The sequence below is a fragment of the Muriicola sp. genome, from assembly GCF_049669965.1.
In the GTDB taxonomy this organism is placed as follows: Bacteria; Bacteroidota; Bacteroidia; order Flavobacteriales; family Flavobacteriaceae; genus Muriicola.
On the sequence record NZ_JBATLB010000146.1, the window covers coordinates 1 to 23,883 of the forward strand.

General features: G+C 41.0%; 22 protein-coding genes. 4 read left to right on the top strand and 18 right to left on the bottom strand.

All coding sequences use genetic code 11. The features are described from left to right. Window position 1: 1 nt before the first annotated feature. The gene (locus tag WBM49_RS07910; protein WP_424371511.1) at window positions 2-703 is read right to left on the bottom strand and encodes a hypothetical protein; all 702 of its coding nucleotides are present in this window, start codon (window positions 701-703) and stop codon (window positions 2-4) included. Between the two features lie 210 nt (window positions 704-913). On the opposite strand from WBM49_RS07910, the gene WBM49_RS07915 reads away from it, so the two are divergent. Then, entirely contained in the window at window positions 914-3,106 is a 2,193-nt protein-coding gene (locus tag WBM49_RS07915) for an amino acid permease (protein WP_424371512.1), read from the top strand. A 62-nt stretch (window positions 3,107-3,168) separates the two neighbouring features. Here the strand turns inward: WBM49_RS07915 and WBM49_RS07920 are convergent, their stop codons facing one another. The 6 genes from WBM49_RS07920 to WBM49_RS07945 form a co-directional block, all read right to left on the bottom strand. Continuing rightward, on the bottom strand, window positions 3,169-4,557 hold the full coding sequence (locus WBM49_RS07920; RefSeq protein ID WP_424371513.1) for an FAD-binding oxidoreductase: 1,389 nt from the start codon (window positions 4,555-4,557) through the stop codon (window positions 3,169-3,171). A gap of 30 nt (window positions 4,558-4,587) precedes the next feature. Next, window positions 4,588-4,962 (bottom strand): group I truncated hemoglobin, encoded by a 375-nt coding sequence (locus WBM49_RS07925; RefSeq protein WP_424371514.1) that lies wholly within the window; start codon window positions 4,960-4,962, stop codon window positions 4,588-4,590. 108 nt (window positions 4,963-5,070) lie between these two features. Further along, window positions 5,071-6,177, bottom strand: coding sequence for a nickel-binding protein (locus tag WBM49_RS07930; protein WP_424371515.1), 1,107 nt, complete (start codon window positions 6,175-6,177; stop codon window positions 5,071-5,073). 72 nt (window positions 6,178-6,249) lie between these two features. Beyond that, window positions 6,250-8,028: an adenylate/guanylate cyclase domain-containing protein gene (locus tag WBM49_RS07935; protein ID WP_424371516.1), complete on the bottom strand. Its 1,779-nt coding sequence runs from the start codon at window positions 8,026-8,028 to the stop codon at window positions 6,250-6,252. A gap of 115 nt (window positions 8,029-8,143) precedes the next feature. Further along, entirely contained in the window at window positions 8,144-8,587 is a 444-nt protein-coding gene (locus WBM49_RS07940) for a hypothetical protein (protein ID WP_424371517.1), read from the bottom strand. A 99-nt stretch (window positions 8,588-8,686) separates the two neighbouring features. After that, a complete protein-coding gene (locus WBM49_RS07945; RefSeq protein ID WP_424371518.1) occupies window positions 8,687-9,169 on the bottom strand; it encodes a hypothetical protein in 483 nt (160 codons plus the stop codon). 160 nt (window positions 9,170-9,329) lie between these two features. On the opposite strand from WBM49_RS07945, the gene WBM49_RS07950 reads away from it, so the two are divergent. Continuing rightward, window positions 9,330-10,100: a DUF481 domain-containing protein gene (locus WBM49_RS07950; protein ID WP_424371519.1), complete on the top strand. Its 771-nt coding sequence runs from the start codon at window positions 9,330-9,332 to the stop codon at window positions 10,098-10,100. Window positions 10,101-10,177: 77 nt separating this feature from the next. On the opposite strand, the gene WBM49_RS07955 is transcribed toward WBM49_RS07950, so the two are convergent. The 5 genes from WBM49_RS07955 to WBM49_RS07975 form a co-directional block, all read right to left on the bottom strand. Continuing rightward, on the bottom strand, window positions 10,178-10,633 hold the full coding sequence (locus tag WBM49_RS07955) for a cold-shock protein (RefSeq protein ID WP_424371520.1): 456 nt from the start codon (window positions 10,631-10,633) through the stop codon (window positions 10,178-10,180). Window positions 10,634-10,971: 338 nt separating this feature from the next. Next, window positions 10,972-11,727, bottom strand: a complete 756-nt coding sequence (locus tag WBM49_RS07960) for an SDR family NAD(P)-dependent oxidoreductase (RefSeq protein ID WP_424371521.1) — start codon at window positions 11,725-11,727, stop codon at window positions 10,972-10,974. Between the two features lie 140 nt (window positions 11,728-11,867). After that, window positions 11,868-12,284, bottom strand: coding sequence for an OsmC family protein (locus WBM49_RS07965; RefSeq protein WP_424371522.1), 417 nt, complete (start codon window positions 12,282-12,284; stop codon window positions 11,868-11,870). Between the two features lie 31 nt (window positions 12,285-12,315). Further along, window positions 12,316-13,152 (bottom strand): dienelactone hydrolase family protein, encoded by an 837-nt coding sequence (locus tag WBM49_RS07970; RefSeq protein WP_424371523.1) that lies wholly within the window; start codon window positions 13,150-13,152, stop codon window positions 12,316-12,318. Window positions 13,153-13,195: 43 nt separating this feature from the next. Then, window positions 13,196-14,314: an alkene reductase gene (locus WBM49_RS07975; protein ID WP_424371524.1), complete on the bottom strand. Its 1,119-nt coding sequence runs from the start codon at window positions 14,312-14,314 to the stop codon at window positions 13,196-13,198. 202 nt (window positions 14,315-14,516) lie between these two features. Here WBM49_RS07975 and WBM49_RS07980 point away from each other — a divergent pair, with 202 nt between their 5' ends. After that, entirely contained in the window at window positions 14,517-15,107 is a 591-nt protein-coding gene (locus WBM49_RS07980; RefSeq protein ID WP_424371525.1) for a fasciclin domain-containing protein, read from the top strand. Window positions 15,108-15,125: 18 nt separating this feature from the next. Here WBM49_RS07980 and WBM49_RS07985 read toward each other — a convergent pair whose 3' ends face one another. Continuing rightward, window positions 15,126-16,388 (bottom strand): NAD(P)/FAD-dependent oxidoreductase, encoded by a 1,263-nt coding sequence (locus WBM49_RS07985; RefSeq protein WP_424371526.1) that lies wholly within the window; start codon window positions 16,386-16,388, stop codon window positions 15,126-15,128. A gap of 144 nt (window positions 16,389-16,532) precedes the next feature. Between WBM49_RS07985 and WBM49_RS07990 the strand changes: the two genes are divergently transcribed. Continuing rightward, on the top strand, window positions 16,533-16,880 hold the full coding sequence (locus WBM49_RS07990) for a DoxX family protein (RefSeq protein WP_424371527.1): 348 nt from the start codon (window positions 16,533-16,535) through the stop codon (window positions 16,878-16,880). An 11-nt stretch (window positions 16,881-16,891) separates the two neighbouring features. Here WBM49_RS07990 and WBM49_RS07995 read toward each other — a convergent pair whose 3' ends face one another. The 5 genes from WBM49_RS07995 to WBM49_RS08015 all read right to left on the bottom strand — a co-directional run bounded on the left by WBM49_RS07995 (window position 16,892) and on the right by WBM49_RS08015 (window position 23,856). Beyond that, complete coding sequence (locus tag WBM49_RS07995; protein ID WP_424371528.1) at window positions 16,892-17,257, bottom strand: DoxX family protein; 366 nt, start codon at window positions 17,255-17,257, stop codon at window positions 16,892-16,894. Between the two features lie 94 nt (window positions 17,258-17,351). Next, the gene (locus WBM49_RS08000) at window positions 17,352-18,803 is read right to left on the bottom strand and encodes a membrane dipeptidase (RefSeq protein ID WP_424371529.1); all 1,452 of its coding nucleotides are present in this window, start codon (window positions 18,801-18,803) and stop codon (window positions 17,352-17,354) included. Window positions 18,804-18,837: 34 nt separating this feature from the next. Next, window positions 18,838-20,949: an elongation factor G gene (locus tag WBM49_RS08005; protein WP_424371530.1), complete on the bottom strand. Its 2,112-nt coding sequence runs from the start codon at window positions 20,947-20,949 to the stop codon at window positions 18,838-18,840. Window positions 20,950-21,205: 256 nt separating this feature from the next. After that, window positions 21,206-21,913, bottom strand: coding sequence for a protein-L-isoaspartate(D-aspartate) O-methyltransferase (locus WBM49_RS08010; protein WP_424371531.1), 708 nt, complete (start codon window positions 21,911-21,913; stop codon window positions 21,206-21,208). A 68-nt stretch (window positions 21,914-21,981) separates the two neighbouring features. Then, on the bottom strand, window positions 21,982-23,856 hold the full coding sequence (locus WBM49_RS08015) for a CocE/NonD family hydrolase (RefSeq protein WP_424371532.1): 1,875 nt from the start codon (window positions 23,854-23,856) through the stop codon (window positions 21,982-21,984). Between the last annotated feature and the right edge of the window lie 27 nt (window positions 23,857-23,883).

The window sequence follows — 23,883 nt, forward strand, 5'->3', positions numbered from 1 at the left end:
TTTAATCTAATTGCCCATCTGCGTAAGCCGTGGATTCCCATTCAGAGATTCCTTTCAGGTCTTCTACCCAATTCCAGGAGGTATAGATCACTACAGTTTGTTCCTTGGCATTATCCTGAGTCCCCTCAGTCTTAAATTGCCATATTATATCTTCGGCCTCCACAAAAGTATTTGCCTCCAGGGATTCATCGAACAACCTGTTTAGAAGGTTGTGTTTGTCCATTCCATCATTTAATACCCGCGTAATGAATGCGGCTGTTAGATTTGCAATATTTTTGCCAGATTCTGGTGTTAAAGACTTTATGGACAGTTTTAATCTGGCAATATCCGGTTCTTTGAAATTTTTAGGAAAAGCCCAGTACAGCATGCAAGACACATGAAATAGTTCCTCGTGTAAACTAAGATCTGAGTACTCCTCCCAAATTTTGTCGTCCTGTAATTCAATGGCAAGATTTTGACGTTGACCCTTATTGAGTCGGTCCCCTATCCTAAATTCCAATACTTTGACGGCGGCCTCTTCTACCTCAAAATCTGTCAGTGCCAAACAGGCCATATCCTTTAGTTCATTTGCGGGGATCTCCTGCACATCATCGTACTCCACAAACTGAAGTAGTTTGCGTAACTCATCTTCCGTCCATACCTGAGGAATCTCATGTATTTCTTTAAGTTCCAGTAGTTGAATGGTATACTTGTATTTTGCCATAAGTTTATAAATATTGGTTGCAATCTACTTCTAGAAGGCAAGGAAATTGTTTTGGATTAAACCCTTCAAAGGTAGTAAGAATAACACTTTATTACTGTTTCTAATTATACATATCAGCCTATTATTTTGTGATAAATTAAAGGGTTAGGATTAAATGTGATGTTGATATTGTGTATATTTCCTTCAATATGCCAATCAACTAAACAACCTATGGAAACCAAGGGAGTGCAACAGAAGAAATTTGGGACCTTTGGCGGGGTCTTTACCCCCACCTTACTTACAATTTTAGGGGTGATCATGTATCTGCGCCTGGGATGGGTGGTAGGTAACGCCGGACTCCTCGGAACCTGGTTGATTATTATCATCTCGTTTGCTATCACACTTTGTACGGCGCTTTCCATGTCGGCGATTACTACGAACATCAGAATAGGTGCCGGGGGTGCCTATGCCATTGTTTCACAGGCACTGGGATTGGAAGTAGGCGGTAGTTTAGGCATTCCAAGATACGTCTCTCAGGGATTAGCGGTTACGATGTATATTTTTGGTTTTCGGGAAGGTTGGCTGGGTATTTTTCCCGATCATAATCCTTTTTTGGTAGACGTGATGGTTTTTACCTTATTATTTGGGATCGCCTATGTGAGCGCTAATCTTGCCATTAAAACACAATACATCATCATGGGGATCATTGTACTTTCTTTTATCTCCATCATTTTAGCGGCTTATGAAGGATCTATGTTCAACACAACTACAGAAGCTTTGAGATTCGGATCATTTCAGGGATCTGTAGAAAATAACTTTAGTGGAAGTAATTTCTGGATTGTATTTGCGGTATTCTTCCCTGCGGCAACAGGAATTATGGCAGGTGCCAATATGTCCGGAGAACTCAAGGATCCAAAAAAAAATATACCTGTGGGTACTTTGTGGGCCATAGGGGTAAGCTTTGTTATCTATATGTTACTTGCCTATTGGATCGCACGCAGTGCCACAGAGGCCGAATTATTGGCAGACTACTATGTGATCGTAGAGAAAGCCTATTTTGGTCCGTTGATCCTTGCAGGCATCTTGGGAGCTACCTTTTCGTCGGCCCTGGCCTCCATTGTGGGATCTTCCCGGATCTTATTTGCCATGGGCGAACACAAGGTACTGCCCTACTCCACTTTTTTAGCCGGACAAAGTGCGAACGGACAACCAAGAAATGCCATGTTGATCACAGGAGTCCTGATCTTTGCAACTATGCTGTTACGAAATATCAATGCGGTGGCGCCATTGGTAACCCTGTTCTTTTTGATTACGTATGCCATGATCAATATAGTGGTCATCATTGAACAAAATCTGGGTCTGATCAGCTACCGGCCCTTATTTAAAATTCATCGTTGGGTGCCTTGGGTCGGACTAATCTCTTCGGTCTTCGCAATGTTTATCATCAACCCAACCATTAGTTTACTTTCAGTGATGATTGTTTTTGTAGTCTATTGGTATCTATCCAGACAGAATTTAGAGACCCCTTTTGAAGATGTTCGTTCGGGCTTGTTTGTATCCTTTGCAGAATGGGCCGCCAAACACACCTGGGGGATGAAAAAAATGCAGCAACGCGCCTGGAAACCCAATTTAATGGTGCCAGTGCGCGATATTAACGGGGTAAAAGGCATTTTTCCTTTTTTGCGCAACATCGCTAAACCAAAGGGTTCTATAAAGCTATTGGGAATAGAACCTTTTTCTGAGAAGAGTACGCTGGCCCTGCAATTGGCTAAGATCTCTGAATCTTTCAGGATCAAAGGTGTTTTCTCTTCCTGGACGGTGATCCACACGGACGAGTTCACCAAAGGGATCAATTACGGAAGTCAGGCTTTACAAGGCGCCTTCTTTAAACCCAATATTGTTTTTCTGAACTTACAGGAGCACGACGATTATGAGGTAGAATTGCGCCCTATCATAAAAGAGTCTATCCGTCTGGAAATTGGAGTGCTGTTGTATGTGGCACATCCTACTGCCCTGCTGGGAGAAAGAAACATCATTAATGTCTGGATCAGTGACAGGCAGACTAACTGGAACATCGGCTGGGATATTGGCAACCTGGATCTGTCCCTACTCATAGCCTATAAACTGAAACTTAACTGGAATGCGAAGATCCGACTCATAACGGTGATCAGCGATCCTAAAGAAGAACAGAACGCCCGCGAATTCCTGAATTCGCTGATCAATTTGGCGCGCTTACCTCAGACCATTACTGAGGTGTATGTGGGCACCTTTAAGCATGTAGTAGATAATGCCCCTTCTGCAGACCTGAATATTTTTGGAATGGAAGAAAATCTCAGTTTCGATTTTGTGAAAGAAATGGTAGTTAAAACCAATAGTTCCTGCCTGTTTGTGAAAGATTCGGGGCACGAGAGTATCCTTGCATAATAAAAGATGGTGTTACTTCTGCAACACCATCTTCAGTAACATTTTCATAAGTAGTAACTACCCTAATCCGGAAGTATATTTTGGTTTACCTTAAAAAGATTGGATGGGTCATATACTTGTTTGATCTTTTTTAATCGACCATAGTTATGTTTATAACTTGCTTTAACACGTTCCTGCCCTTCATCATTCATCATAAAATTAGAATAGGCACCGCCGGCAGAATGAGGATGCAGTCCTTCCCAATAATCCTTACACCAACGCGTTATTTTATCTGCATTTTTAGGATCGGGGTCTACTCCTACAATGACACCAGAATATTTGGCGTCCCTATAGGCCCAGGCGGTCTCCTCATTACCCACTCTGGATGCAGCTCCTGTGATAGGGTATAAATGCATTTGAGATAAAGGCGTCGGGATTTTGGATCCGAATTTCAAATGCTGAGCACTGATCTCTGTATTCAGATCATTAAAAAAGTCTCCTCTCCAATACCATTGAAGTCCGGGTGGCAATAAACCATCGAACATGGATTGTATGGAAGGATAAGGCATTTCCCCAACGTGCTGAAACAATGGATCCATGGCTAATATGGGTTTAAATAATTCGTTGGCTTTTGAAAGATCCCCCACATAACACCATACAATGCCACAGAACTGTTTTAGATGCAAACTCTCAGGAAATGGTGGTCCGGGAATGATCATGGTAGCAAAAAATCCGTTGAGTTCCTCGGGGGCCGACTGTATAAAGGTGTTGTACCAGGCCATTATTTCCTCGGTCTTTTCGACGGGCCATAAGGTGGGACCACCAAAAACTGTCTTTACGGGATGCGCCTGGAATTTAAAGGAAGTTATAACCCCAAAATTTCCACCCCCACCTCTAATGGCCCAAAAGAGGTCGGTATTCTGTGTGGCACTCACCGTTACAAAGGAACCATCTGCCAAAACCATATCGGCCTCCAGCAAATTATCTATGGTTAAACCGTATTTACGCGATAAATGTCCAACCCCACCACCCAGGGTAAGGCCCCCAACGCCGGTTGTTGAAATGATTCCGGCAGGCACTGCCAAACCAAAAGGATGTGTAGCGTGATCCACTTCGCCCCATAGATTTCCACCACCTACCCGTACTGTATTATTAGAGGTGTCAACTCGGATGTATTTTATTAAAGATAGATCGAGCACCAAGCCATCATCACAAAGACCCAGGCCTCCTCCATTATGACCTCCACCTCGGATAGCCAATAGAATATTGTTTTCACGGGCAAAGTTTACGGTGGCCATAACATCAGCTACATCCACACACATCACAAACATACCGGGATGTTTGTCAATCATCCCATTGTATATTTTTCTGGTTTCATCATAGTTACTGTCCATGGGCATTACCAAGGTTCCCCTTAGGTGAGAAGCAAATTCTGAAATGCTCTCTTTATCTAATTCTTTTATTGTTTTCATAATTAGTAGTGATGTTAAGGTTGTAAATACTTATTTGGCGATGATCATTCCTTTTAAGGACCAGAGTATGGCCAGAACATCTTTTTTTGTTTCTTCGGTCATCTTGTTTTTATCCAGGGCCAGGAATATGTCGTCAATTACACACATATACTCGGAAGCACTAATATTCATACCAGTATGTGCGGTAACCATGTCCATTCCGTTATAGACTTGTGGACCGCCACTGCCCATACTAAAAAATTCGATGGTGTGTTGTTTGATGATGGCCATCTTATCTGGCTGAGTCTGATAGGGCAAAAACCTTGCATTTACCGCAGGATTATTCATATGGGCCTCTACGGCGTCATCTACAATCCTGGAAATACCAGAAGTTCCACCTAATTGATCAAAAAGCGTGTTTTTCATGATTGTTGAATTATTGGTTATACCCAAAGCTAGGTATACCAATGCACGATAATGATCACATTTAAATCAAAGACTTACAATTTTGAGTCATTTATGGCGTGAAGTTTTTTACGCCTGAAATAGTTGGATGTATTTAGAGGGAAGAATACCAAAGGCGTCATTAAAACATTTGGTGAAATACGTAGGACTATTGAATCCTGTTTCAAAGGCGATCTCTGAAATATTACCTTGTTGCCTGTGTAATAGATCGAGAGCTTTGTTCAATCGGAACTCTCTCATAAAGGTATTAGGTGCCTTTCCGGTAAGTTTTTTGATTTTTCGATACGTTTGAGAAGTACTGTGCCCTAATGCTTTACACAAATTACTCAGCTTAAAGTTGGGGCCATTCCAATTTGCTTCTGAGAAGGCAACCAATTCTGAAAGGAAGTGTTCTTCTTTGGGTTTTAAAACACGAATGTGTTCTTTGTCAATAATCGCGTTTCTATTTTCATTTTCGTACAGGTGTTTGATTTCTGAGGAAATAACGAGCGGTTCTTTTACGATCTCACACATCTGTGTAGCTAAAACCAAGGATTCGGTGAAGATCCCTTCTTCATCCGTCACAGGAGCCCCGGCACAAATACCTATATTCAGGCCCTGATGCTCATTCCTAAGTTTAGGATAGCTGTACTTAAAATTCTCCTGGATCTTCAGGGCACAAAGTACAGCATTGGTAACCGATCTAAAAGAGACCAAGTATGATTTGTCGTTTTCGCGAACAATAGATCCTTCAAAGTGTTTTAGTGAATTAGCTACGCTCCGGTGAAACTTTTGAGTAAAAATACTAAGCTGTTGATCTTCTGTTCTGTATAGTTGATCTGCAGTTTCAATGACCATGATCACCCGGAAGGCAGGATCATCTATTATATTTAGATCTGTATCAACAGATTTATTGGGATCTTCAATTCGTCCAAGGAAGGATTCTACCAAATGGGCGTCTACTTCAATTATGTTATGAGGAAAGCTGCCGTGCGCATGATTATGCATTTGCTGAATAGACTCCTTGTTAGGTGCTTCAATTAAACAAAAAGCTGTATGCCTTTCACTATCACACCAATAGGTCATTCCCTTACACCCGTATAAGTGCTGCACTTTTAAGTCTTCCTGATGCATCTGCGCAACGTGCTCCGGTTTAATCTCATCCGGAATATCATGACGGTCCATATAAAGAGGCATGCTATTGTATTTTGCCTTAAGATACGGAATTCTAGATATTTAAAAGAAGTAGCTTCTCTAAAAATTGATCTGTCAGGAGCTCCCTACTGACTTACTTTTAAGTAAGGCAGATATTCCTGCTCTGGTATATCCATTCACAAAATACATTTTGACGGATCCGCGATTCTTGAGGTCCCTTATACCCCGGTACTCGCAATCAAAAGTTTCCTTTATGAGTAAATAGGTAGATTCTCCAATATTGATCTTTCCTGATTCGGAAGTTGCCTCCAATCTGGAAGCAATATTCACCGTATCTCCCCAGATGTCATATGAAAATTTCTTACTCCCCACTACCCCTGCAACCACCGGCCCTGTATTGATGCCAATCCTGATCTTAAAAGAAAGCAGGCTGGTTTCTGTTGCCATCGCTTTTTCAACAAAGTCGAGTATCTCAAAAGCCGCGGTAACCATTTTCACGGCATGATCTTCTATAGGAAAAGGTAATCCGCCTGCGCACATATAAGAATCTCCGATTGTTTTGATCTTCTCGAGACCGTACTTTTCAATGATATCATCAAATGCTGAAAAATAGTACCCAAGGCTGTAAACAAGTATTTCAGGATCTACCTGTTCTGCCTGGGTCGTAAATGCTTCAAAATCAGTAAACATTACCGTGGCAGATTCCACCTTGCTGGCCTTTACTTCACCAGATTCCTTTAGTTCGTTCGCTGTTATTTCGGGCAGGATATTTAGCAACAAATGCTCGGAACGGTCTCTTTCTCTTTCAATGATAGCCTTGGTTCGCTTTATATAGATATTTCGCCTCAAAAGCCCAATGGCCAAAAGAATAATAAGAAAAAGTGCGACAGCTACCGCAATGGTTATGATCTTTTGGGTTCTTCTTTTTTGTTCCAGAAGCTCATTCTCGCGTTGTTTCTGTGCCAGTTCATAATTCGCCATCTGCTGTACCGCGGTTATATTCTGAACACTATCCTTAAAGGCTATATAATTGCGATAATATTTCAGCGCAGCCGAAGAGTATCCGGTTTGCTCATATAGTTCAGAAAGTTTTAAATAAGCCCCACTTATTTCGGCTTTTAGTCCATATTGTCTTGCAAGATTTAAAGAACGCAAGGAATAACTAAATGCGGCGTCCCAGTCATTTTTTTTAGCATAGATGTCTGACATATACCATAGGTAGACCGTAATAGGCCGGTAATCGCCTAATTCTTCAAGGATGGTGATCGCCTCACTAATATTACCCTCTGCCTGCTCATCCTGGCCTTTTTGTGCCAGGGCCAGGCCTGTATTACCCCTGTTGTAGGCATAGTAGATCCTTTTATCACTTATTTCCTTAAATATTTTACCTGACTGATTGAAAAAAAGCAAGGCAGAATCTGGCTGTCCCCATTCCAGATACGCATCCCCCAGATTTTCCATCGTGATGGCGTAAGACAGCGTATCTGTATCCTTAAGGATCGATATGGCGTTGGAATAGTACTGAATTACACTCTGTTTGTTTCCCATCCCGGCATAAACTGCGGCAATGGCGGTATATATGCGACCTAGATAATTTTTGTTCCCACTTTCGTTGGCAATATCTACGGCCTTAAAATAGCTTTCCAGGGCCTTACTGAGATCCCCTTTGGTTTCCAGGGCGTTTCCCCTTTGAAGATATACCGTGTAGAGATACTGATTTGAATCGGCTGCAATAGCCTTTTCAAGCAAAAGATCGCTGTAAAACAAAGATTGATCCGGGTCCGGAATGTTGGATGCAATATCTGCAAGAAGATCTAATAGTTCCTCAGGGGTGTACTCCCCGGATTCGTAGTATTTTACGAGACTATCTGCAAGTATTTGATTTTGTGCCACGCAAGCGGGCCATATAAAAAGGAGCATAGAAAATGCACAGAATAGCTTTATAGGATAATGAAGTATATGTAATAAAAAGCGCTTCATATTATACCAATTATACAGTGGTCTTTGTTTAATCCCCTATTCGTACCTTAGAAATAATAGTATGCACTTGGGCACTGGTCCCAATTTTGAACTCTATTTGATATGTATACAATTCACTTCCTCCCCGAATAATCGTTGCCTGTGTTATCTTTTTACCCTGAATGAGATCTGAGCTAAAAATCCTTGGGCCACTAAGGTATTTTATGTGATTTATAGTTACGGGAACATCTAACTCAGAAGACGACAAAGCCTTCCATTTTATCTGATCTCCCACACTGGCAAAGATCGTAAAAGTATCTTGTGTACTTGAATTTAAAACAGTGGTCTTATTCCCGGCTTTCAATTCATAAGCCTTCTCGGGTACACTGTTCTTGGTATCTACCAAAAGGGTAATCTCATGAACATCCTGTCCTATTGTTTTGTTGGACATCATTACCAGCATTAAAACAATTAATTGTAGTGGTAGACGCATGCGTATTATTTAGTTTTGAAATATTTAATAAAGGGGATAGACAATCCTTTGATTCAGGATGTATCTTCCCCTAACTTTATTTAACCTGATCTTATTGGATCAATTCACTTTTATTTTTGGATCTAGTGTATATTTACCTTCGCGTTGAACTTTGAATTCAATTAAGTATTCATAATCCATATCAGTGGCTGTTTTCCGCTTAATTTTATCCTTTACCTTTTCTTTTCCCCCACTATTTTGACCTGGAATATTTGTTTTATTGAAGATATTAATACCCCTTATCCATTTAATATTTTTTATTTTCACATCCTCCCCTTTGGTAGTAACTCCTACCCATTCTATTTCGGTGCCATCCTTAACCTGAATGGTAAAAGATTTAGGATTACTATCTGTGGAGATCACCACCGAGCTTGGGACGGCCGTGAGGGTGCAACCCCCGGGCATGTTTCTATCATTCCCTAATTGTTCTGTGTCTACGGTAAGTGTAATCACAACCGGGTCGGTTCCTTGCCCATAGCTTAGCGAATAAAAAAGCAAAAGTAGTAACAGTGCATTGCCTTTCAGCTTGTGACATGTTTTCATAATGTTGGTTTTTTTTGGTTATTTATAATGATCACACCATTGGATGCGTCCTAGATTTTTAATTCTCAACAAGATACTGAATAAACTTTATAAATACGGACTTAAGTAGGCAGTATCAAGATTAATTGAATAGCTTTATAAGCTAGAAACAATAGGTATTTTGAATTTATTTAAACTGTATTTCTTCCTTTTGACACTCTTGTGTTTTATCCCCACTGCATTCGGACAGTTGGTAAATATAGAATCTCAGCGAATACAAGTAGACTCCATTCGCTTTGTGTTAAAAAGTGATTTGTTATTCGACTATTCCAACAATAACGGGGACTATCTCTCACAGTTTACGGCAAATCTTGCCACTCAAATAAAATCAAAAGATCTTAAGAGGATCTACATGTTTATCGGCAGTTACAATACCGAGCGGAGCAAGGACCAGGACTTTCAAAATTCCTACTTTTTACATCTCAGATACAATCAAAAGATTACCAAGGTATTTCGCTTTGAAGCCTTTATACAGAATCAGTACAACGCCTTGCTTACCATAAACAATAGAAAGTTAATTGGGGCCGGACTTCGCTTAAAATTTATCTCTACCCCTACGGTAAAGGCTTATTTTGGAAACGCATACATGTATGAACTTGAAAAATTGGATACAAATGAGATATCGTATTACAACAATCGGAATAGTAGCTATGTGTCTTTCTCTGTTAGTTTGCCAAAATCAAAGGTAATCATTACGGAAACTCTTTATTTTCAGCCAAAATACAGTGACCTGGGTAACTATCGTATTTTTCAACAATTACAGGCACAATTTCCCATAAGTACTGTTCTGAGTTTTACAACCCAATTTACGTACTTCTACAATAGCTTTGTTCCGGGTAGCAGCAGAGATTATTCCTCAGATCTCAGTCTTGGACTAAGCATCAATATTTAGTTCAATATACATTAGCAACTAGTGACCAAAAAAGGACTCCTTTAAAGCCTTACAAATAAACTTAAAATATAATTGAATTAGATCTGTTTAACACGAACAGCGTTCATGCCTTTCATTCCTTTTTCCAATTCAAAAGAAACAGAATCGTTTTCGGCGATCTCATCAATGAGTCCGCTGACATGGGTGAAGTATTTTTCGTTATTCTCTGTATCGATGATAAAGCCGAATCCTTTGGAGGTGTCAAAGAAAGATACTTTTCCTTTTCTAACAGGATCGAAAGGTTCTCTGTCTCCTTCTTCTCTCTTTGGAATACCTAGGATGATATCGTCCGCATCTACCTTGATTTTGTTTGCAGGATCTGGAGGAGTATCTACCAAATTTCCTAAATGATCTACATAGGCAAATGGAATACCTTGAGGATTCTCATTTGAAGAAAGTTTTCTTGCTTCTTTCTTTTTGCGTTTCTCTTCCTGTTTCTTAAGGCGTTTCTTTTCTCTTTCCCCTTTACTATATGTCTGTTGTGATCTTGCCATTCCCCGATTTTATGGGTTTAAAGGTAGTAAGTATCTAGGCAACTCACAAGGAAATGACCCTCTTTCACATCGTGAAACAAAAAAGAGCGTTCAAAACGCTCTTTTAAGGGTTGTTTGGCTGGTTATGGCCCTTTAGTGCCCCATATTCTGGTACTTAGTTTTTGAAATAATTAAGTGCTTGAATTCCTGGAAGCGAAAGAAGTACTTCTTCCAAAAAGAAACAACCGAAAAAGGACGAAACCATACAAATACTGTCCCAAGCAACTAAAAAAGTTATCCAAAACCCTTATAAAATGTATGGAATCAAAACTAGTGGGGTATTAAAATACCTGATAGGATCAATGAATATAACTCCCGGCATTAATATCAATAGTTGTTCCTGTGGCGTGGTCCATGTCTCCGGAACTAATAAAACCAACCAGCGGAGCAATATCGGTTACTTCTGTGAGTTTATTCAGGGCGATTTCATCTAGCACTTTGGCCTCCCCATACTCCCCAATAAATTGTTCGGCCATGGCAGTCCTTGTAAATCCAGGGGCTATTACGAAGGCCTTGATGTCATATTTCCCAAACGAACGCGCCACACTCCTCGCCAGAGAGGTGAGTCCGCCTTTTGAGGCCGCATAGGCGAGATATTCTTGGGTCTCTCCGCGGAAGGCCGCCCTGCTGCCGATATAGATGATCCTTCCACTTTTGTTTATTATAAAATGATCCAGAGCGACTTTGGTCATTAGTCCTACAGCATCTAAATTCACAGCAAGCGTCTGTTTCCATATGCGGTACCATTCTTTTACGCCGGTATCCATGGGATGTGGAATGAAAACCCCTGCATTTAAAATAAGTGTATCTATCTTCCCGAGAAATTCTACCGCTCTTTCAAATAGCAATAATACCTCTTCACTATTAGATAAATCGGCTTGTAGTGCTTTAGCATGATCATCTCCGTATTTTTGAATTAAGGCTTCTGCCCCAGCCTTACCAGAGTGATAGTGCACGCCTACCTTAGCACCATGTTCCAAAAGATAATCTGCAATGGCGTATCCTATCCCCTTGGAAGCACCTGTGACCAGAATAGTCTTGCCTTTTAGTTTCATATTATTCCTTTTTTGGTGAAAACTAAAGTAAGAATTATCTAATTGAATCTTAATTCAGAAGAAGGATTTCCGTGCAAAGCATTCAAACATAAAAAAAGGATGATCCTGCGGACCATCCTTTCTCAGTAGTAAAATCCTGCCTACTTTAAAGTCACATTAAGTATAATCTTTGTATTCAGTAACTTGGATATTGGGCAAATCTCTTTTGCCTTATTGGCAATCTCAGTGAATTTATCACTACTAATTCCAGGAACTTTCCCATCTAGGTCTAGTGTGACACTGGTGATACTTCCATCTTCGAATAACACGCTGGCATTGGCCACAAGATCATCCGGAGTGAATCCTGCCTCCCCTAAGAGGAAACTCAACTGCATGGCAAAACACCCTGCATGGGCCGCACCTATCAATTCTTCGGGATTGGTCCCTACACCATCCTCAAACCGGGTTTTAAAGGAATATTGTGTATTATTTAATACGGTGCTATCTGTGGTTAGTTTTCCTTTTCCTTCCTTTCCACTACCTTGCCAATGAGCTTTTGCTTTTCTTGTAAATTTCATTTTAAAATATTGTTTTATAGATGTTTATAAATTATTTATTGAACGTTTCATTTAATAATTTCTGTAGTGCATCCCAAGAAGCTTTGTCCGCTTTTTCCTGGTATGCCAGGGGAAGGTTAAACTTCTGCCCCAGGGAATCCGCCTCCTTACTGGTAAAGGCGTGTTGTGCGCCCTCGTAGGCAATGTATTCATAGTTGGCTCCTGCTTTATCCATGGCCTCTTTGTAGGCAACTACAGACTCCTCAGAAACAAAAGGATCTGCAGCACCATTACAAACCAACACTCTGGCCTTGATCCCATCATTTGGCATAATGGGCAATTGCACTCCGCTATGAAAGGCAGCCACGGCATCCAGATCTTCCCCTGCATTAGCCATGGTAAGAACCACGCTTCCTCCAAAGCAATATCCTATTGCAGCAATCTTTGTGGAATCTACCGAAGGTTGAGACTTTAAAAGCTCAAGTGCCGCTTCAAAGCGCGCTCTTGCTTCCTCAATATTTTGCATCACCATCCCCGAAAACTTTCCTGCGTCATCCGGGTGCTTTGCTTGTTTCCCATCTCCGTACATATCCACCGCCAAGGCAGTATAGCCCAGTTCCGCCAGCATATCTGCCCTTTCCCTGGTATAGGCATTATGCCCCCACCATTCGTGAACTACCAGAATACCGGGACGTTTACCTTCTTTGGATCCATCATAGGCAAGGTATCCCTTCATGGTGGTAGAATTAGTGGCGTAGGTCACTTCTTTCCCTGTAAGGGATTTTACTTCAGTAGTCGGCTGCACTTTTGTCTCCTGCTTTTTATCTGATTTGCAGGATGTAATTAGGATAGCAAGTCCAACAATCAATATTAGCGCTGTTTTCTTCATTTTTATTTTAAAATATAATTGTACTAAAATACGAAATAGGTGGCTATTGTGCCGCACTTACTTCCGCTGTTTTTCTTTCATAATCCAGATAGCCTTTTTTTCCAGGCGTATAGAAAGTGTTTTCTTCCCAGTCCGTTAAAGGAACATCTTGTTTAAAGCGTTCCACAAGATCCGGATTTGAAATATAGGGCTTACCAAAAGCAACAAGATCTGCCAGGCCTTCTTCGAGGATTCGGTTCCCGGATTCCTTATCGAAACCATTATTAATCATTAGTTTACCCCGGTACAAGGGCCTGTAATGCTTTGCAATATTTGTCACCGCAAAAGGCACTTCAGATACATCCGTAAAAGGCTCGGACAAATGAAGATACGCCAGGTTGTAGTCGTTGAGCTTTTGCACTATATAATCAAAGGTAGGGATGGTCTCTTCATCCATGGTCATTCCAAAGGACCCATGCAGGGAGGGGTTTAATCGTATTCCTATCTTGTCTTCAGGCATTCGCTCTTTGATCGCCTCCAGGACGTCAAATAAGAATCGCGCCCTGTTTTCGATATTCCCTCCATAGGCATCCGTTCTTGTATTGCTTGTTCTGTTAAAAAATTGATGGAACAGATATCCGTTAGAAGCGTGAATTTCAACCCCATCAAAGCCCGCAACCATAGCATTTGTTGCGGCATTCGCAAAATCTTTAATTGTTTTATGGATGTCATCTAATGTCATCTCCTTAGGTGTAACAGTATCTTTAAAGCCATCTGGGGTGTATGATTTTTCATTGGGGTTGATCGCCGAAGGAGCCAGAGGCAGGTTACCTTTATGGAAATCGGGATGAGACATTCTGCCTACATGCCATAATTGGATGAAGATCCTACCCCCCGAGGCATGCACTTTTTCAGTTACCATCTTCCATCCTTTTAGTTGAGCTTTTGAATAGATCCCTGGGGTATTAATATAACCAACCGCCTGTTCCGATACCTGTGAACCTTCGGTAATTATAAGTCCAGCGGAAGCTCGTTGTTGGTAGTAGGTTCCCTGTAAATCCTCGGTTGGTTTGTTTTCTTTGTTGTCTGCCCTACTTCTGGTCATAGGAGCCATCACCACTCTGTTGGGTAAATGAAGTGATCCAAGGCTTATGGGTTGCAATAAAAGTTGCGCTCTGTTCATATGTATTCTACTTATTTAGATTATTTAAACTGTTCAGGACAATCCTGACCATGGATAATAAATTAAATTTCTTCACATTAAGGGCATTTATTGGGTATTTTAGCACATGTTTAACTTTTTTAGCAAATATTTAAACAAAATTTAATATTTGCGCTTCACTCTTCTCCCTATCTTTCCCGAATAACTTTAAATACACTGAAAAATGAGAGTACTAAGTACAATGATCCTGATGGCACTAATGCTAGTTGCTTGTGGGGAAACCAAAAAAGAAAAAGAGAATATGGACGAAACCATGGAAACGGAAGATACTGAAATGACATCAGAATCATATGATACCATGGAGACAGAAACAATTGTAGGAGTAGCCAGCGGGAATGAGAATTTCAGCACCTTGGTAGCCGCAGTACAAGCTGCCGATTTAGTGGGTACCTTAAGTAGTGATGGACCATTTACCGTCTTTGCTCCAACAAATGACAGTTTTGACAAATTACCGGAGGGAACTGTTATGACTTTATTAAAGCCCGAAAACAAGAATGCCTTGATAAATTTGCTTACGTACCATGTGGTGGCCGGCAAGTATCCTGCTGCGGCAGTTGTGGAAGCGATCAACTCTAACGGTGGATCTTTTGTTGTTGAAACAGTTCAAGGCAACAAAATTACCTTATCTCTGGAAGGAGAAAGTGTAAAATTAGTTGACGCCAAAGGAAATGCGAGTATGGTGATCATGGCAGATGTGCCTGCATCAAATGGTGTAATTCACGCCATTGATACAGTAATAATGCCAGCTGACTAAGCATCAATCTATATTTGATTAAGGAACCGCTTTCGAGCGGTTTTTTTGTTTCTGAAGGTTTGCTATAATAGCCTTAGACGCCATTTCACCACTCAACAATGCAGCATTGGAGGAGCCGTAGAGCTGATGATCTCCAGCACTATAAATGGTATTACCCAGTCTTCCGTGTTCTTCATCCCAAGAGTGTGTAAGGTGAGTAAGGGATGGAAGGGCCTTACATATAGTAAAACGTTTCAGGTATCGGAGTTCTTTAATATCACAAAAACCTTTCAACTCCTCTGAAACCTTCCTTACCAATTCATCTTCGGATAATGAATGTTCCCGCACTACGGTTACAGAGAGTAATTCCTTCTCCCCTTTGCTCTCATAACCCAAACTGCTAGGGTAAAAAATATTGTTCACAAGGGCATTCGAATCCGTAATAAGTCCGATAATACGTTTTTTAATTTTCCGCTGTTCAGTCTCAAAATACAAGGTTTCACAGCTATGCCATGATAGTTGTTTTTGTTGGGGCTTATTGAAAATTCCTGCCACATCGGTTGCTATTAAAATGATATCTGAGGTGAACTCTTGCCCGTCCTTTAGTATTAGCTTACCTTCTTCAACCTTTGCAATGGGAGAATCGTAGTTTATTGTTGTGTGCTGTAATCTCTTTAATAATTGCAGTGGTAATTCTCCCATCCCTCCTTTCGGAATGGTTGCATATCCCTTTCCAAACATTTTAAACACAAACAAAAACATCCTGCAGGATGTTTTTAGCTCATTTTCTAAAAAGATACCGGTAAAAAATGGCTTGAAGAATACATTAATAATCCGATTTGAAAATCCTCTTTTCCTTAAGTAGGCCAGCGTACTGATCTCTTCTTCCTTAAAAATGTCCTCATCCCGGGTTTTCTGTAATTTTCTGTACAACACCCATAACAGATATACGTCCTTTATGCTTGCAAGTCCAGAAAATAAGGTAGAAAATAAAAATCCCATATGCCTACTGGGATCGCCTATGATCATTGACTTACCGGTATTAAAAAGAATAGCCCCAGGTAAAATCCTCTGGAGCTGCAACTCGTCATACTTGAAATATTCCTGTGCTTTGGGATAAGCATCTAAAAGTACCTGAAAACCATGATCTAATTGATAACCTTCAAATAAATCAGTTTTAACCCGTCCCCCTGCCTCTGAAGTAGCTTCAAAAATAACCGGTTTATATCCGGCTTTTTCAAGAGTTATGGCCGCGGCCAGGCCACTTAATCCCGCTCCAATGATACTAATTTTCGTACTCATAATCTCAATTCTTCAAAATTAAAGAATTCTGCTCATGTACTCTACTGTCTTTTATTAAATGCGCTGTTAGTTTGTACAAAACCTGTATAAAGAGAGATTTTAATTACCTTTGCGGCCATGCTATCGAGCTTCACCGATTCCCAAATGGAACCACTTACTTTCCTTCTCTTTTTTCTGGCTTTTTCTTTTCTGTTTTTTGGAACTGGTTGTTTTCTTTTGCCAAGGATGAAACACGAATTTGAACGTTACAGGCTTCCCCATCTAAGAAAAACAGTTGGGGGATTGCAGTTATTAGGAGGAGCAGGCCTCATTTTCGGATTTTTCTTAAGCCCACCGATAGGCTTGTTGGCGTCTGCCTGTTTATCAATTTTAATGCTGTTAGGGGTTGTAATCCGGATCAAGATCAAGGATCCCTTACTGGCTATTTTACCCGCCCTTACCTATGCCATCTTAAGTGCATACTTAGCTGTCAGCCTTTTGCCGGGCTTGTGACCTAGATCTCCCTATCCATAAAAAATAATAAGAAGACACATAGCCATAAATAGTGACGCTGGGAAAGATTTTATCAATGGATCATTTATTCGAAAGTGCATAGAGATTGATCCTGCCAGTAAGAATGCCAGACCAGAAGCTGCGACCAGTTTCAGGTCGGGATACCAAATGGCTACCAGCAATAGAATTGCCAATACAACTTTTAAGGTGCCAATCACATAACAAGACCAGGATGGTAGTCCGTAAACTTGAAATTCTTCTAAGATGGTAGTGGCCTTCCCTCCCCGCCATCGTGTTGGTTTATTGTATTGAATCAGCCATACATTTAATATACTGATCCCAACTATACCCTGAAGTATTTGTATAAATATTTCCATAGCACTTAATTTTCAACGAATGTACTAAAAAAATAAGAAGTTTGTCTGAGGCAGAAAGCCCAGGCCGGGAATAAATCCCTGGTTACAATAATCTTTATCTGAAATACATTGCAAGAAACCTATTGCCGTTTTCTGAAAAGATTCTGTTCACGATATCATCGGCACTAATCTTGTTTTCAGGCTTATTAAAGGTAGCTTCCTTCATATAGTTATACGCATGTCTTTCAAGAAAGTCGGCCAGAAAAGGTAATTCCTCTGACGTCCAAAATCCGTTCAAGGGATCAATGATTCCATCAAAATCTGATCCAATAGCCATACAGTCCCATGCAAATAAATCATTGGCATCTAAAACAGTTGCTATATGGCGCACCTGATTCCAAAGTAATTCTGAGCGGTAATGCATAATCTTATGTCGTTTCACAGAGTGCTTTACTTTTTTTATGGTTGCCTTATTGGCAATACGCCGTTCATCTAATTGCAGTCCGATAATTCCTCCTGTGCTGGCCACCCGGATAAGCTCTTCATCGTAAAAGTTGATCGTGGCCGGATTTAACAACTTAGCAGTTTCAGGGAAAGCTGGCACGGCATTTACAAAGGAAGCAAGTCCGTTACATGCCCCATGACTTATCACAATAGGGATGTCTTTAAATTCATCTTTACCACTGTCCAGGAGCGCATAATACTCTTCCCGGGCAGCTACACTCATATGCTTAATATCTGGCAGTATACGATTTCCTTGAGAAGCATCGAGCATTCGCTTTAAAACCTTTCTCCCAAGGGAAGTGAAACCAGTATCGAGGCCTTCAGTTTGATCAGCGAACTTTTTCACGACCCCGGTAAGACTTGATGCATGTCCACACAGATGATTCCAAAAATGATGGGCTATGGTAATAAAAAAAGGCCTGTTTTGCCAATTCTTGATCGCAGTTAGATTGGCCAAAACTTCATCTTCATCTGGTTGGCTTCCCAGCCCTGTATTAAGAACATGGAGTCCTTCAATAGTAATTATGACAGCAATGGTCTGTATTTTTGAGGAGATATCTTCCGCGCGGATTTCTTCTATCTGAGAATAATTCCTCACCAGCTTATATCTAAACTTGCCTCCTGCAATTCTAAAGACCTTTCCATCTAATTGTTGATAATAATTATACTGCAGGAGCAGGTCCTGATAGTAGTCCTTAATACCCTGAATATGATCTACCCGCTTCGCCCCTATCCCCAAGGCAAAATTAGAAGCCAGATCAAGTATAAGTTCATTTTTTAGTTTGTTGCGAACAAACCACTTTTCTAACGGATATAAAGAGACACATACTGTTCTTACGCCTCCTAGAGAAAGTGCCGTAAAATTAGACTGTGAAAACTTTGTAAGTCCGCTCAGATAATTTATAAGCTTATCGAAGGTAGAAGGAGGGTCATAGTGCCAAAGACTCTTTTTTCGTCTTCTATCGCTGCTATTTATTCCTATAGGAAGCTGATTAAAACTTTTACCAAAGGGTTTTAGTGCAGGATGACAATGAAAGTCTATATAGTCGTTTTTAAAAACCATGATGCCATGCTCAAAAATGCTTTAAAACAACATTTTATTTATCTAAAGAACTTATCAGGTTTTGCTGAATATGATTAGGCACTGCCTTAAAGGCGGAGAATACGGCACTAAACGTTGCCTTCCCTTGAGTCAGTGATCTCAGATCTGTTGAATACCGGTAAAGTTCTGCTTCCGGCACTGCACACTTGAGTATCTGAAAGTGATCAACACTATCTATCCCCTGTATGATGGAACGTCTGGACTGCAGATCGGTCATCACACTGCCCACTGTATCTTCCGGAACTTTTACAGTCACTTCCTGGACTGGCTCCAGAAGTTTTGGATTTGCATTGAGGAAGGCTTCCTTAAAAGCATGTGCCCCTGCAATTTTAAAGGCAATATCATTGGAGTCTACAGGGTGCATTTTACCATCGTATACCATGACCCTAACATCCCTGATAAAAGAGCCGGTAAGCGGACCGGATTCCATTACTTCCAAGATACCCTTTCTAATGGATGGCAAATAACGAGTATCTATCACCCCACCTACTATACAATTATAAAATACTAATTTTCCACCCCATGGAAGGTCAATTTCCTCCTTGCCTCTTATATTAAAACCCTGAGGTTCTACCATCCCCTCTTTCCAGGGTTCTATCTTCATATGCACCTGGGCAAACTGCCCTGCTCCTCCTGATTGTTTCTTATGACGATAACTTGCCGTAGACGTCCTCTGAATGGTCTCTCTGTATGCTATCTTTGGAGGTTCAAAATGAGCTTCAATACCATAATTATTCTTTAAACTCCACTCTATAGTAGCCAAATGCAATTCACCCTGGCAGCCCAAAATCAATTGTCGCAATTCTTTAGAATACTGAATGATTACCGTTGGATCCTGACTATGGATCTTTTTGAGGGCATCACTTAATTTTTCTTCTTCTTGCTTATTAAGTGCAGATATTGCCCTTCTTGTTCGCGAAGCGGGATATTGTATGGGTTTAATGGTAACTTCAGAGCCTTCTGTATTCAGGGTATCGTTCGTTTCTGTATGTTTTAGCTTTAGGCTTGCCCCAATATCACCTACGGTAAGTTTATTTACATTCTCCCTGTTCTTTCCGTCCATGATGAATAATTGATTCAGCACTTCTGTTTCACCATTTCTTGCGTTCACCAGTTTGTCATTAACCCGAACCTCACCAGATTTAACCTTAAAAAAAGTGATCTGCCCCAAGCTGGGTTGAAATACGGTTTTAAAAACAAAAAGAGCGGTAGGTGCTTCCTTTTGCCGTTCAATAGATATTCCTTCCACAGATTGTTCCTGCTTTAGATCGGCAGCTGCAGGTGCTACGTTATCAATAAAACCCATAAGACGGCCACTACCCATATCATTTAAGGCAGAAACACAAAATACTGGGAACAGTTCATGGTTCAACATGCCTGCTTTGATCCCAATTCTCATTTCATCCTCATTTAAAGTGCCTTTTTCGAAGAATAGTTCCATAAGATTCTCATCATTCTCCGCAGCCTTTTCCACCAATTCGTTGTGAAGCCTATTAGCACGTTCCTTTTGATCTTCCGGAATTGCCAGTTTTTCAGGCTTTCCTCCCTCTGGACCAAACTTATAGCATTTCATTTTTAACACGTCAATGATGCATTGAGCACCATCCATCCTAATGGGATACTGAATAAGTACGGCATTGTTCCCAACAAGCGATTTTATACTGTGAAAACTCAGTTCAAAGTTCGCGTTTAAATGATCTATTTGGTTCACCACAAAAACCGTTGGTTTTTGATAGTGGTCTATATAACTCCAGATGATCTCGGTGCCTACTTCAACGCCATACTGGCCATTGATGACGGTAAGAATGGTATCTGCAACTCGGATCGAAGAGATGATCTCACCCACAAAATCATCGAGGCCGGGGGTATCAATGATATTTATCTTGTAATTTCGCCACTCTGTATGCAGTGGGGTGGCAAAAACGGAGGTTCCCCGCTCATGTTCTATTTCGTGATAATCCGAGACAGTGTTCTTATTTTCCACGGTCCCTCTTCTATTGATCAATCCGGCTTCAAAAAGCATGGTCTCTGCCAGGGTTGTTTTTCCACTTTGATGGGCTCCTACGAATACAACATTTTTAATGTGTTTATCATCGAATACTTTCATAATCTTAGGTCTTTAGATCGTATTATAAAAATTAAAAGCCACATCAAAAGGTGGTACAGAAGGGGCTTTCTAAGGAATGTACTTGGAAGGGGGTAGATACCCTGATAAACAGCGTATTTATCCTATTCTCTAAGCATCCTAAATTTACTATTTTTTCTCTTTAAAACCCATTAATTAAGGGCAATATTTTGAGAAAAATGGCAGCCTTTTCTTTAAAAGAAAGCATTGTCTGTCTTTGGAAATAAAAACAATAGGGTTACTGTTTTTGGCGTACAAAAGGAACAAATCGTACCGGCATTAAATTTCTGGTTTTGATCTTCCCCTTTTTCTTTTTTATCAAGACCAATTGTCGGACTCCGTTATTGGGTCCAATAGGAATCATCATCCTCCCATTTTCGGCTAGTTGCTCTACCAGGTAAAGGGGGATGCGTTCCGCCCCCGCGGTAACAATAATGGCATTAAATGGCGCCTTCTCCTTCCAGCCATAGTATCCGTCCCCTATTCGAACCGCAACATTCCGTATATTCAGGTTGACCATTCGCTGAATTGCCACTTGTGCAAGGGAATTTATTATTTCAATGGTGAAAACAGAATCGACCATTTGGGAAAGTATGGCTGCCTGATACCCGGAACCAGTGCCAATTTCTAATACCCTATCCGACGTACTTAACTCTAATTTTTGAGTCATATAGGCCACCATAAATGGTTGGGAAATGGTTTGTCCCTCTCCGATAGGTAATGGCCTGTCCTGATAAGCAAAGGGTTTTTGTGCTTCCGGGACGAAGTATTCCCTGGGAATACTTCCCATTGCTTTTAGTGTTGCTTTGTCTGTAATACCTCGTGGTTCTAATTGTTCCTTCAACATGCGTTGCCTTTGTGCCGCATAGTTTTCTTGTGCATAACTATAGCATACGGAGGCCAGGACAAGCAAAACGAACTTTAACCGAATAATACCCCTTTTCATAACATTTTAGGATTATAAAGGTATTCCTAAACTACCCTTTTAAACCATGATCCCATTGCCAGGCTTCCCTATTTTTGCATGATTGGCAATTTTATTTGTGAGGGATGGGTAGCCGAATGATGAATGGTATTGGTAGCGACCACGCCCACCTTCTCATCATAGTTATTCCCCCCTGTGTTTAAATTCCGGGCAAATCTTGGAAAATTACTACTCGATACTTCTATGCGGATACGATGGCCTTTCTTAAAGAAGTTACTCGTGGCCATAGGCGTTAGATCTACCTTGTAGACTTTGCCATTTTCCATAAAGACCTCCTTTTCATAGCCTTCCCTGTAACGCACCCGCTGAATAGTTTCATCGAGGTTGTAAGCACTTCCGTCCGGATGAACATCTATCAGTTTAATAGTAAGATCTGTATCCTTAACATCGCTAGAGAGGTATAAGGTAGATTCTATGAATCCTGTCATTTCTATGCCTTCTTCCAGTACATCTGAGGTGTACACGAGGATATCATTCCTGGTCTCCATGCCCTGTTGGTCAAAGGCTCCTCCTTTAACTGCATTTCCGGTACAACAAACATTGCCACCATAGGAAGGGACAGGATTCATCGGGTCGTACATAAAGGTATCGGGCTTTTCATCCCCGGCTGGTTTTGTCAGACTCAGGCTACCGTCGCCAAACAAACTATTTGCCGATCCGGCGCTATGGAAGTAATAGGTTTGTAATTTTGATTGCTTAGGTGGCCAGGTCTCGGAGGAGTTCCATTGATTGCTTCCCATGGTATAATACTGCACCTTGGGTGTTTTTGATTTAAAGTCGTTGGCGTCCCCTTTCAACCACAGATCAAACCAACTGTAAATCTGTTCCTCGTAATTTAGTCTGGCATCCCCTACCGATAATTCTCCAACTATCGTATTTTCAGTGGCCCGTGTATAGGCACAATGCAGCGTTGGCGCTATAACCAGATATTGATTATCCTTAACTGCTGCATCCTTGGCATTTGTTCTGACATGGTTATACAAGGCCAAATTGGGGCTAATGGAAACATCGTACCAGGTAGCAAACCAAAATCCCGGAACAGTAATCTCCATATCATCGTGGTAGAGGCCCCCTTCAAACCAGGCCTTGTCATTTGGTTTTCGTCTTACCATCTTGTCGAACACTTCTTTTTTTCCCGGAATATTCTTAATAAAATCCTGAATAGGCAAATGTTTTAAAGCCTCTGCCATATCTACCGGTGGGTTTTCAGGAGCCAGATCATAGAATCTGGAAATACGTATAAGATCTTCCTGGGTAGCCCCTGCAGGGATCCTTGGCTTAAAGGTATCGTGCTCCACCCCGTATAACCATGCAAAAAAGAGCATCTGCTCTGCCCCTCCTCTATACCAGTTACCTTGTTCATAGTAGTCGCCTACCCTGCCTACCCCGGCACCAAAACTTTGCGGAACCATAGCGCCAAGTGAAGGATGATCCAAAGCTGCCACAGCCATTTGCCATTCTGCAGTAGATGAGCACCCTAAAAGTCCGATTTTTCCATTGGACCATGGTTGAGAGCTCATCCAGGAAAAAGCATCATATCCATCTGTTAGTGGTACCCCTAAAATCTCCCATTCACCTTCTGAAAAATAGCGCCCCCTTTCATTCTGAACAACATAGGCATAGCCCCTTTTTACCGCTTCGTAAGCTCTTTCAGCGGTCCTGGTCCGTTCTTCTCCATCTCCCCAGGAATTAAAGTTATAAGGGGTTCTGGAGAAAATGACAGGAACTTTCTCCTGCCCTTTAGGCCGGTAAATATCAGTAGCCAACCGAACCCCATCGCGCATGGGCATCATGATCTTTTGATCAATGATCGCAATTTCATCTAATGCTTCCAGAACGGTTTGTTGTGCTAACGATACATAGCCGATCAGCAAGAATACAAGACTTAAAAAGGTAGATTTCATAGTTTTCATTAGATTACAATTTCGTGA